At 66.1% G+C, this 10,434-nt stretch carries 10 protein-coding genes; 9 read left to right on the top strand and 1 reads right to left on the bottom strand.

The annotated features are described in order from the left end of the window. Positions 1-122: 122 nt before the first annotated feature. Positions 123-1,013 (bottom strand): LysR family transcriptional regulator, encoded by an 891-nt coding sequence (locus tag ACFPWW_RS11845; RefSeq protein ID WP_377311772.1) that lies wholly within the window; start codon positions 1,011-1,013, stop codon positions 123-125. A 102-nt stretch (positions 1,014-1,115) separates the two neighbouring features. Between ACFPWW_RS11845 and ACFPWW_RS11840 the strand changes: the two genes are divergently transcribed. The 9 genes from ACFPWW_RS11840 (at position 1,116) to ACFPWW_RS11800 (ending at position 10,422) form a co-directional block, all read left to right on the top strand. Beyond that, positions 1,116-2,333 carry an MFS transporter gene (locus ACFPWW_RS11840; protein ID WP_377311771.1) on the top strand — a complete coding sequence of 406 codons (1,218 nt, stop codon included), beginning with the start codon at positions 1,116-1,118 and terminating at the stop codon, positions 2,331-2,333. A gap of 89 nt (positions 2,334-2,422) precedes the next feature. After that, positions 2,423-2,770 (top strand): cyclophilin-like fold protein, encoded by a 348-nt coding sequence (locus ACFPWW_RS11835; protein WP_377311770.1) that lies wholly within the window; start codon positions 2,423-2,425, stop codon positions 2,768-2,770. Between the two features lie 58 nt (positions 2,771-2,828). Next, complete coding sequence (locus ACFPWW_RS11830; RefSeq protein ID WP_377311769.1) at positions 2,829-3,950, top strand: alpha/beta hydrolase; 1,122 nt, start codon at positions 2,829-2,831, stop codon at positions 3,948-3,950. A gap of 89 nt (positions 3,951-4,039) precedes the next feature. After that, positions 4,040-4,228, top strand: a complete 189-nt coding sequence (locus ACFPWW_RS11825; protein WP_377311768.1) for a hypothetical protein — start codon at positions 4,040-4,042, stop codon at positions 4,226-4,228. Then, positions 4,225-4,695: a cytochrome P460 family protein gene (locus ACFPWW_RS11820; RefSeq protein WP_377311767.1), complete on the top strand. Its 471-nt coding sequence runs from the start codon at positions 4,225-4,227 to the stop codon at positions 4,693-4,695. Before ACFPWW_RS11825 ends, ACFPWW_RS11820 begins: the two co-directional genes overlap by 4 nt. Then, on the top strand, positions 4,692-5,393 hold the full coding sequence (locus ACFPWW_RS11815; RefSeq protein WP_377311766.1) for a DUF4405 domain-containing protein: 702 nt from the start codon (positions 4,692-4,694) through the stop codon (positions 5,391-5,393). The genes ACFPWW_RS11820 and ACFPWW_RS11815 overlap by 4 nt, the downstream gene beginning before the upstream one ends. Before the next feature lie 407 nt (positions 5,394-5,800). Then, a complete protein-coding gene (locus tag ACFPWW_RS11810) occupies positions 5,801-8,461 on the top strand; it encodes an autotransporter outer membrane beta-barrel domain-containing protein (protein WP_377311764.1) in 2,661 nt (886 codons plus the stop codon). A gap of 312 nt (positions 8,462-8,773) precedes the next feature. Continuing rightward, a complete protein-coding gene (locus tag ACFPWW_RS11805; RefSeq protein ID WP_377311762.1) occupies positions 8,774-9,841 on the top strand; it encodes a D-alanine--D-alanine ligase family protein in 1,068 nt (355 codons plus the stop codon). Between the two features lie 122 nt (positions 9,842-9,963). Continuing rightward, a complete protein-coding gene (locus ACFPWW_RS11800; RefSeq protein WP_377311761.1) occupies positions 9,964-10,422 on the top strand; it encodes a helix-turn-helix domain-containing protein in 459 nt (152 codons plus the stop codon). Positions 10,423-10,434: the final 12 nt, after the last annotated feature.

Below are 10,434 nucleotides of genomic sequence, written 5' to 3'. Positions count from 1 at the left end.
TTCTCCCACTGTCCGTCGCTCAGTTCATACCGCTTCGCCGCCATCCACAGGTCTCCGTGATCATCACGGCAGCCTATGAATCACTCAGCAACTGATTTGGGAATCCTGAATGTCGATCGATCCTAGGCTTGCCGCAGCGCCTCGATGACGAGCCGGAAGGCGGGCGAATTCTGCCGGCGGCTGGGATAGTAGATGTAGTAGCCGGGGAAGAAGGGCGACCAGTCGTCGAGGATGCGGACGAGCCGCCCCGCGGCAATGTCCGCGGCGACCAGGTCTTCCGGAACATAGGCGATGCCGTATCCGCGCACCGCCGCGTCGATCATCGCGTAGGAGGTGTTGAAGATCAGCTGTCCGTCCACCCGCACGCGCAGCTCGCGTCCATCCTTCTCGAATTCCCATGCATACAACCCGCCCGACCGCGCCTGCCGGTGATTGATGCAATCATGGCCGACAAGGTCCTGCGGCACCTGCGGGGCCGGACGCTTGGCCAGGTAATCCGGGGAAGCAACGGCGACGAGACGCCAGTCGGGTCCGATGCGAACGGCAACCATGTCCTTGTCGAGGCTCTCGCCGAGGCGGACACCCGCATCGAACTTCTCTTCCACGATATTGCGGAAACCGTTGTCGCTGTTCAGCTCGACCTTGATGTCCGGATACCTGCTCAGCAGGGGGCGCAGCTTCGGCCAGACGACGCTCGCGAGCGCGTGGTCCGACAGGGTGATCCTGACGGTGCCCGAGGGCTTGTCCCTGATCTCCATCAGCTGGTCGATCTCGGACTCCAGCTCCTCGATGCGCGGCGCGAGCGAGCGGATGAGCCTTTCGCCCGCCTCCGTCGGCGAGACGCTGCGCGTGGTGCGCGTCAGAAGCCGCAGCCCCATGCGCGCTTCGAGTTTCTTGATCGTGTGGCTGATCGTCGATTGCGACGTTCCGAGCTTCGCCGCCGCTTTGGTGAAGCTTCGCTCCTCGGCCACGACCAGGAACCAGAGCATGTCGTTCAGGTCTTCCCGCTTCATTCCGCATGCCCTCTGCATTGGTCGATTAATGTCAGAAATCGATAAGTCCAAGCGAATTGCAAGTGCTAATCTTCGCAGTCGCTCCGGATTATGTTTGCGGGCATGGATCAGCAAACACTCGTTCGGCCCCATATCCGGGCCAGTTCCGTTCCCGCTCCCGCCGCATGGGGCGCGGTGCTGGCGATGGCTCTTTGCGTGGCCGTGCTCATCGCATCGGAATTCATGCCGGTCAGCCTGCTCTCGCCCATTGCAGGCGATCTCGGCGTCACCGAGGGGCGCGCCGGCCAGGCGATCTCGATATCGGGCGTCTTCGCCGTCCTGACCAGCCTCTTCGTCGCGAACCTGACCCACGGCATCGACCGCCGCCTCGTGCTCGCCTCCTTCTCGGCGATGCTCGTCGTTTCCGGCACCGTCGTCACCTTCGCGCCCGATTACCTGACGCTCATGGCCGGACGCGCATTGCTGGGTGTCGCCATCGGCGGCTTCTGGTCGATGTCGACAGCCATCGTCATGCGCCTCGTTCCCGCCTCGTCCGTACCGAGGGGCCTTGCGATGCTGAACGCCGGCAACGCCATCGCCGCGACGGTCTCCGCCCCGCTCGGAAGCTGGCTCGGAAGCTATATCGGCTGGCGCGGCGCCTTCTTCGCCGTCGTGCCGCTGGCCGTCCTTTCCCTCGTCTGGCAGTGGGCGAGCCTTCCCGCGCTGCCGCCGGAGAAAACGCAGGCGCACGGGCAAAAGCCGTCAAACGTCCTGCGGCTGCTCATGCGCCCGCCGGTCGCAACCGGCATGGCATCCATCCTGTTCCTGTTTGCGGGCCAGTTCGCGCTCTTCACCTATCTGCGCCCGTTCCTGGAAACGGTGACGCATGTCTCGATCCCGGTGCTCTCCCTGCTGCTTCTGCTGATGGGCCTTGCCGGGGTCGCCGGAACATATTGGATCAGCCATCTCCTCCACGCCCGGCTGTTCGGCATTCTCGCCGCCATTCCACTGGTCATGGCCGCCATCGCGATTGGCCTTGTCGTCTTCGGCTTCTCGACGGCAATCACCGCAATCCTCCTCATCGGCTGGGGCCTGTTCGGCACGGCAGCACCTGTCGGCTGGGGCACGTGGCTCGCCCGGACGATGGCTGACGACGCGGAGGCCGGCGGCGGCCTGCAGGTTGCCGTCATCCAGCTCGCCATCACCGCCGGCGCCTCACTGGGCGGCACGCTTTTCGACCATGCCGGCTGGCGGACGACCTTTGCGCTCGCCGCCGTGCTTCTGGCGGGCTCGTCCCTCCTGGCTGCCGCCGCATCGCATCAGGCGAGGACCGCACGATGATCGGCCGCCGCCATCTCATGGGCGCCGCGCTGGCCGCGGCCTTCCCTTCCATGCCGCTTGCACGGGCAACGAGACAGGAGCCGTCCGCGATGAAATTCAGGATGACATTCGACCGGCACTCGATGACGGCAACCCTCTACGACACGCCGGCGGCGCGCGAACTCTTGCGGATGCTGCCGCTCGACCTCGCCATCGGCGACTATTCGACCAACGAGAAGATCGCCTACCTGCCGCGCAGGCTGACCGAAATCCGCGACGAACCGTTCGGCGGCGAACGTCCGGGCGACATCGCCTACTACGCCCCCTGGGGCAATCTCGTCTTCTATTACGCCAGCTATCGCTATTCGAAGGGCCTGATCCGCCTCGGCCGCTTCGACGACGGTTTCGAGCCGCTTCTGATACGCGGCGACTACCCGCTTCGCATCGCTCCCGCCTGAGAGATGCGCCCACCCGCCCCGCGCGGCGAATTGCAACTTCCCCTCCAGGAGACCGCAGATGACCGAAAAGAAAGACCCTATCGACACCACGATTTCCGCCACGGCCCGGACTGCGGGCATCGACCGGCGCCAGCTGCTGAAAATGACCGGGGCCGGCGTCGTCGCATTCGGGGCGGCTTCCATCTTCGACACCACAAACGCAAAGGCTCAGGACATGTCCAACGGCGCTGCCAATTTCTACACCAGCGACAAGGTCACGCTGCAGAAAGTCACCTTCAGATCGCTCTACCGGATGAACGTCGCCGGCAACCTCTTCCTGCCGAACGACCTCGACCGCGCGGCAAGGCACCCGGCCATCGTCCTCGGCCACCCGATGGGCGCCGTAAAGGAGCAGAGCGCCAACCTCTACGCCACGAAGATGGCGGAGCAGGGCTTTGTCGCCATGTCGATCGACCTTCCCTTCTGGGGCGAAAGCGAAGGCCAGGCGCGCAACCTCGTCTCTCCCGACATCTACGCCGAGGCCTTCAGCGCCGGCGTCGATTTCCTCGGCAGCCAGAGCTACGTCGACCGCCAGCGCATCGGCGGCATCGGCATCTGCGGCAGCGGCAGCTTCATCATCAGCGCCGCCAAGATCGATCCGCGCATCAAGGCCGTGGCGACCGTCAGCATGTACGACATGGGCGCGGCCTTCCGCGACGCGCTCAACAAGTCGCAGAGCGTCGAGCAGCGCAAGCAGATCATCGCGGCCGCCGCAGAGCAGCGCTGGAAGGAATTCGACGGCGGCGCCATCCAGTATGTCGGCGGAACGACACTGGAACTCACCGCCGACACCGATCCGGTGCAGCGCGAATTCTACGATTTCTACCGCACCGCGCGCGGCGAATTCACCCCGGCCGGCGCAACCAGGGAAACGACCACCAAGCCGACGCTGACCAGCGTCGTCAAATTCGCGAACTTCTACCCGTTCAACGACATCGAGACGATCTCCCCGCGCCCCATGCTGTTCGTCTCGGGCGACCAGGCGCATTCGAGGGAATTCAGCGAAGACGCCTACAGGCGCGCTGCCGAGCCGAAGGAACTCGTCTGGGTCAAGGGTGCCGGCCATGTGGACCTTTACGACCGGGTGGACCTGATCCCCTTCGACAGGCTCGCCGGCTTCTTCGATCGCCACCTCGCCTGAACCGTCGGCCGGCCATGGCCCCGATCGAACGGAGAGCCCTTCCGTCAGGGCTCTCCGCTGTCCGGCCGCCACGCAACGGGAGAATGGCGATGAGCGATCGACGGCAGGCGCTGACATCCGGGCCTGCGTGGTTGCGCGCATGTTCGGGGGGAGTGGAAGCTCTGGTCGACTGGCTGGCTCTCTCGCTGATCGGCGCGGTCACGGGCCACCGCTTCGACGACCGCCATGGCCCTTCGCAGCGTCGCAACGACTTTCCGCAAGAGGATTCGCAAGCATGAACACACTATTCTGGAAGCTGGGATCTGCCGCAATTGCCGGCCTCCTCGTCCTGGGCGGCGGCTACCTCGCATCCTCGCCTTCCCCGGCGCTTGCCGAAGCGAACGCCGTGACCTTTCCTCCGCTTGACCGGCTCGTCCACTACACGACCGTGCGCCGCGGCGTGACCCGCGAGCACATGCTGACAAGCAACGAGGCGCTGGCCGCCATCAGGGCCGGCCGGCCGGTGCCGACGGGAACGCATGTCGTGCTCGTCGATTACCAGAGCGACGTCCTGCACCGCTATCTCGTCTCAGAGAAGACCGGCGAGGGCATGGACGACTGGCAGTACCAATGGTTCTGGCCCGACGGCACGGTGAAGGCCGACGAAGACACGGCCCGCTGCTATTCCTGCCACCGCTCGCAGCAGGAGCGGCAATTCATGTTCACCCATGCCGACGCCACGGCCTTTGACGGAACGACGCAATGAGGCGGGGCCGGCCCGGCACATCGGTCCTGCGCAGGCGCCTGCTCCTGCCGGCGGCGATGGCCGCGTCGCTGCTGCTGGGCCTTGCCTACTGGTGGCTCGGCAACCTCGCCCACGAGATAACCGGGCTCGCACTGTTCGTGCTGCTCGGCTGGCACGTCGCCTTCAACAGGAGCTGGTTCCGAAACCTCTTCAGAGGTCCCTACGGCCTGAAGCGCACGCTCGTCGTCGCGATGCATCTCGCCCTCATCGTCAACATGGCCGTCCTGCTGGTGACGGGCATCGCCATCTCGCAGTCGCTTTTCGCCCTGCTCGCCTTGCCCGATAGCGTGACGGCGCGCGAGGTTCACTGGTTTTCGGCCTATTGGGCGATGATCGCGGTCGGCAGCCATATCGGCCTCCACTGGCAGCGCGTCCTAAACCTCGCGCAGAACCGGCTGGCGATACCGCTGGAGCGCCCTGCCGTCGTCATCGGCGCGCGGATTGCGGTGATCGCGCTCGCGGCCTGCGGCGTCCGCAGCTTTGCCGTGCTCGGCGTGTGGACCAGGCTCACCTTCGGCTACAGCCTCGATTTCTGGGATTTCACCGCGTCCGTGACGCCGTTTTTCGCCCACTGGGCCGCCGTCGTCGCGCTGCCGGCCATTGCGGTCCACTATCTGGTGACGACGAAGAGAGCCGGCCGGCGGTCATCGGCCTGGTGATATCGGCTCGACGGTCGGAAAACAGGAGCGATGCCGCCCGGCATCGCGGCCCCGGCACCGGCGGTTTCCGCATCGGCTATTGCTTTCCCCCTCCGCTTCAGGTTCGAAGCCCGGCCGCACGCCGCCGCTTGCAAAAAACACGCTTAACGCGAGCGACGAAAGCGGCATGGCGGCCTGCCGAACCGGCCGGAGCAGGCGATGCCGGAAAGCGTTAACGAGTGACTAACATATTGATTTACAAAAACGTCACATTTGAAACGCCTGTTGTCGCTCGGCAACATCCCCGCCTTTTGGGCGCTTTTGCCCCTCTTGCGTGGCCGGCCGATCGCTTGCGCGAGTGGCCGAGTCACGGCAAAAACACAGCCTGAAGGCGAATTTATATTAGGGATAACTTTACGAGGTCGGGAATGGGTTCCAGCATTCTCTCTGCGCGAATTCTCAAAAAACGGGGTCTTCGCGCCGGCGTCAGCCTTGCCGCGCTGGCGCTGCCGGTGGCGCTGGCCTCGCCGGCTTCGGCCAGGGAATATCTCGTCGGCAACGAGACGGCGCTTGCCGCCGCCATCACCGCGGCCAATGCCGACGGCGACGCCAGCGCCACCATCGTGCTGACCGCGAGCTTCACGGTGACGGCCTCGCTGCTGCCGACGCCGGCCAGGCCGATGACGATCGACACCCGCGGCTTCACGCTGAGCGGCCTCAGCGGCGCGGCGATCGCCGCCCTGACGCTGGACAATACCGGCGGCAACCCGATCACGCTCGAAGGCAGCTTTACCGGCGGCGACGGAGCGGGCGCGACCGCCGGCGGCATCGCGGTCTATACGCGCTCGACCGTCAACCGCTCCTCCGTCATCAACAACGCGACGCTGACGGGCGGCACAGGCGGTGCCGGCGGCGGCGCGGGCGGCATCGGCGCGCGCATGGTATCGACGACCTTCGTCAACAACGCCACGATCCGCGGCGGTGCCGGCGGCGGCGCGGGCGCCGGCGGCGCGGGCGCGGATATCACGCGCAATTCCGTGCTGACCAATTACGGCCTCATCGAGGGCGGCCAGGGGGCGACGGGCGGCAGCGGCGTCGTCTTCAACGGGCCGATCAACGCTAGCACGCTCGTAAACTACGGCACGATCCGCGGCGGCGCGGGCACTGCCGGCTCCATCAGCAGCTCCGGCGCGCTGGTGCGCTTTGCCGATACGCACATCGTCAACAACGGCCTGATCGAGGGCGGAACCGGCGGCGCCGGCATCGCCGCCAGCAACGGCACGCTGAACCTCGACATCGTCAACAGCGGCACGATCCGCGCCGGCGCCGGCCAGACCGACGCGATCGGCCGGGCGGCGGCGGCAACGACGGGCACGCTCACCCTCGAACTGCGGCCGGGCTCGGTGATCGAGGGCAATGTCGTCGCCGGCGCCACGCCGACCACGGACGTGCTGCGCCTCGGCGGCACCGGCAGCGACAGTTTCGACATTTCGGCAATCGGCGCGGCGCAGCAATACCGCGATTTCGACATTTTCGAGAAGACCGGCAGCAGCACCTGGCTTCTGACCGGCGTCGCCACCGCGACCACGGACTGGACGATCTATGACGGCACGCTTCTGGTCGGCGACCACAGCGCCGCCTCCAGCGTCATCGGCAACATCACCAATTTCGCCACGCTCGGCGGCAGCGGCACGATCTTCGGCGACGTGAGCAATTCCGGCACCGTCGCCCCCGGCAATTCCATCGGCACGCTGACCGTCTCGGGCAACTATACCGGCAATGGCGGCACGCTGCTGATCGAAAGCGAGCTTGGCGGCGATGCCTCGCCGAGCGACCGCCTCGTCGTCACCGGCAATACGGCGGGCACGACCGGCATCAAGGTCGTCAATCTCGGCGGCGGCGGGGCGCAGACCGTCGAGGGCATCAAGATCGTCGATGTCGGCGGCACATCGGCCGGGCAGTTCTCCCTGCTCGGCGACTATGTCTTCCAGGGCGATCAGGCCGTCGTCGGCGGCGCCTATGCCTACCGGCTCTACAAGAACGGCCTTGCCACCCCGGCCGACGGCGACTGGTACCTGCGCTCCGATCTCGCCTTCCCCGGCGCCACCGGGCCGCTCTATCAGGCCGGCGTCCCGCTTTACGAAACCTATCCGCAGCTGCTGCTGGCGCTGAACGGGCTTTCGACGCTGCAGCAGCGGGTCGGCGACCGCTACCGCCTGGACGACGCCGATGCGCCGGGCAAGGACGGCCCCGACAATGTCTGGCTGCGCAGCGAGGGCGTGCATGCCGGCATAAAGCCGGAAGAAAGCACCAGCGGCAGCGATTACGACTACGATCTCTTCCGCCTCGAAGCGGGCCTCGACGGCGAGCTTTACCAGGACGGCAACGGCCGGCTGATCGGCGGCCTGACCCTGCGCTACGGCACCGTTTCCGGCAATGTCGGCTCGCTTTACGGCGACGGCAAGATCGACTCGACAGGCTACGGCATAGGTGCCACGCTGACATGGTACGGCGAGGACGGCACCTATCTCGACGCCCAGGGCCAGATCACATCCTATGACAGCGACCTCTCGTCCGATCTCGTCGACGGCGCCCTGGAAAGCGGCAACAACGGCTTCGGCTACGCGCTGAGCCTGGAGGCCGGCCGGCGTTTTGCCGCCGCCGGCCCGTGGTCGCTGACGCCGCAGGCCCAGCTCGTCTATTCCTCCGTCCGCTTCGGCGATTTCGACGACCGTTTCGGCGCGCCCGTCTCGCTCTCCGACGGCGACAGCCTGCTCGGCCGGCTCGGCGCCGCGCTGGAGCGCGAGGACAAGGTCGAGCGCGCCGACGGCCGGAAGGCGCGCGTCAAGCTCTACGGCATCGCCAATCTCTACGGCGAGTTCCTGGACGGCACGGCCGTCGATGTCGCCGGCACCGGCTTCGAAACCAGAAACGATCCGCTCTGGGCCGGGCTGACGCTCGGCGGCTCCTACAGCTGGGAGGACGAGCGCTACTCGCTCTACGGCGAAGTGGCGGCCCGCTCCTCGCTGAAGACCTTCGCCGACAGCTACGCGCTTGCCGCCACCGCCGGCTTCCGCATGAAGTGGTAGCGCGACCGGCGGGCCGGCGGCCGGGATGGCCGCCACCTCACCGGAACGAACGCAATCACCGCCGGCAAGGCAAACAAAAAGCACGGTACCTTTGTCGGACCCGTGCTCTTCCAATGTGTTCGCAGTGGCAGCGCCTCCCCGGCCTGAAGGGAATGCTCTTCATGCCACATGCAATGTTGAGGGGCAGCGCCTGCCAGGGTCAGGAGGCAAACTCCCGCCCGCATCGGCGCCGGCGGCTCATGCCCGGCCGGCTTGTGGCATTTGCCGCACAATGCCGTAGTTTTGCTGGAATCGCTTTTCAAGGAGACATTCATGACCTCTTCCCCTTCCCGGCTGCGCATCGCCGTGCTCTTCGGCGGCCGTTCCAGCGAACACGATGTCTCCGTCATGTCGGCGACCAATGTGATGGGCGCGCTCGACCCGCAACGCTATGACGCCCTGCCCGTCTTCGTCACCCGCGACGGCCGCTGGCTGCAGAGCCGTTTTGCCGATGGCGCGCTCGCGCGGCCGGAAAGCGGCACCGAGCTTTGCCTCGTACCCGGCGGGCGCGGGCGGCTGCTGGCAATCGCGCCCGATGGCAAGGCGGCCGAGGCCGGCAGGGTCGATATCGTCTTTCCGGTGCTGCACGGGCTGCATGGAGAGGACGGCGCCGTGCAGGGCCTTTGCCAGGTGGCGCGCGTGCCGCTCGCCGGCTGCGGCATCCTCGGCTCGGCCGCCGCGCTCGACAAGGATATCGCCAAGCAGCTGCTGAAGGCCGCCGGCCTGCCGGTGGCCCGCTCGCTGACGCTGCACGAGGGCGCGCCGCCGGCGCTGGATGCGCTCGAAGCCGCGCTCGGCCTGCCGCTCTTCATCAAGCCCGCCCGCCAGGGCTCCTCCGTCGGCGTGCGCAAGGTTTCCGGCAGCCAGGAATTCGCCCCGGCGCTCGAAGAGGCCTTCAGCCACGACCGCAAGCTCATCGCCGAGGAATTCATTGCCGGGCGCGAGATCGAATGCAGCGTGCTGGAAGACGTCAAGGGCGGCCTCTTCGTCTCCCGCCCCGGCGAGATCGCGCCCGCCGAAAGCCACGGCTTCTACAGCTACACCGCCAAATATCTCGACGAGAACGGCGCGGCCCTGAAAGTGCCGGCCGAGCTGCCCGCCGAGGTCGAGGCGAAAATCCGCGACATGGCCGCCCGCGCCTTCCGGGCGCTCGGCTGCGACGGCATGGCCCGCGTCGATTTCTTCCTGCTGGACGACATGCGCTTCGTCGTCAACGAGGTGAACACCATTCCGGGCTTCACCGATATCAGCATGTATTCCAAGGCGATGGCGGCAAGCGGCGTGGCCTATGGCGAAGTGATCGACCGGCTGGTGGAACACGGGCTGGCGCGCGGGGCGTGAGCGCGGGAGCCGGCTGCGGATGATCGGATTTCGAACGTTTCGTTTATTTCGAATAATTCACTTGTTTCGTTTATTGCGCCTGTCTATCCTTGTCCGCCAGGACGATGACGAAGGATGGAACCATGGCTGCGATCAGAAAAGACGCCTTTGCCGAGCGACTTCCTGACGAGGTAGAAATCAGGAATGCCGAGCAGTTGCGCGCGATCATCGCCTCTCAGCTGAAATCGGACGAGGGCGCGCGGCTTTCGCTGGCGCAGCCGACGGGAGAGATCGAGACGATCACGCTGTCGCCTGCCCTTGCGGCCTCCTTCATGGAGGTTCTGCGGCTCGTTTCGACCGGCCGCGGCTTTCGCATGATCCCCGTCGATGCGGAGCTTACCACGCAGGAAGCTGCCGATTGCCTGAACGTGTCCCGCCCCTACCTGATCAAACTTCTGGAAAGCGGCGCGATTCCCCATGTCAAGACCGGGCGCCATCGCAAGGTCAGGGCATCGGAACTGTTCGCATACAAGCAGAGGCGTGACGAAACCCGCTCGGCCGCGTTAAGCGAACTCGCCGTTCTGGATGCGGACCTGCTGTGAGCCATTTTGCAG

This window comes from Rhizobium sp. GCM10022189 (assembly GCF_042656325.1).
Lineage (GTDB): Bacteria > Pseudomonadota > Alphaproteobacteria > Rhizobiales > Rhizobiaceae > Rhizobium.
The sequence above is the reverse complement of the archived record's forward strand: the minus strand, read 5'-3'. Positions and strand labels throughout refer to the sequence as shown.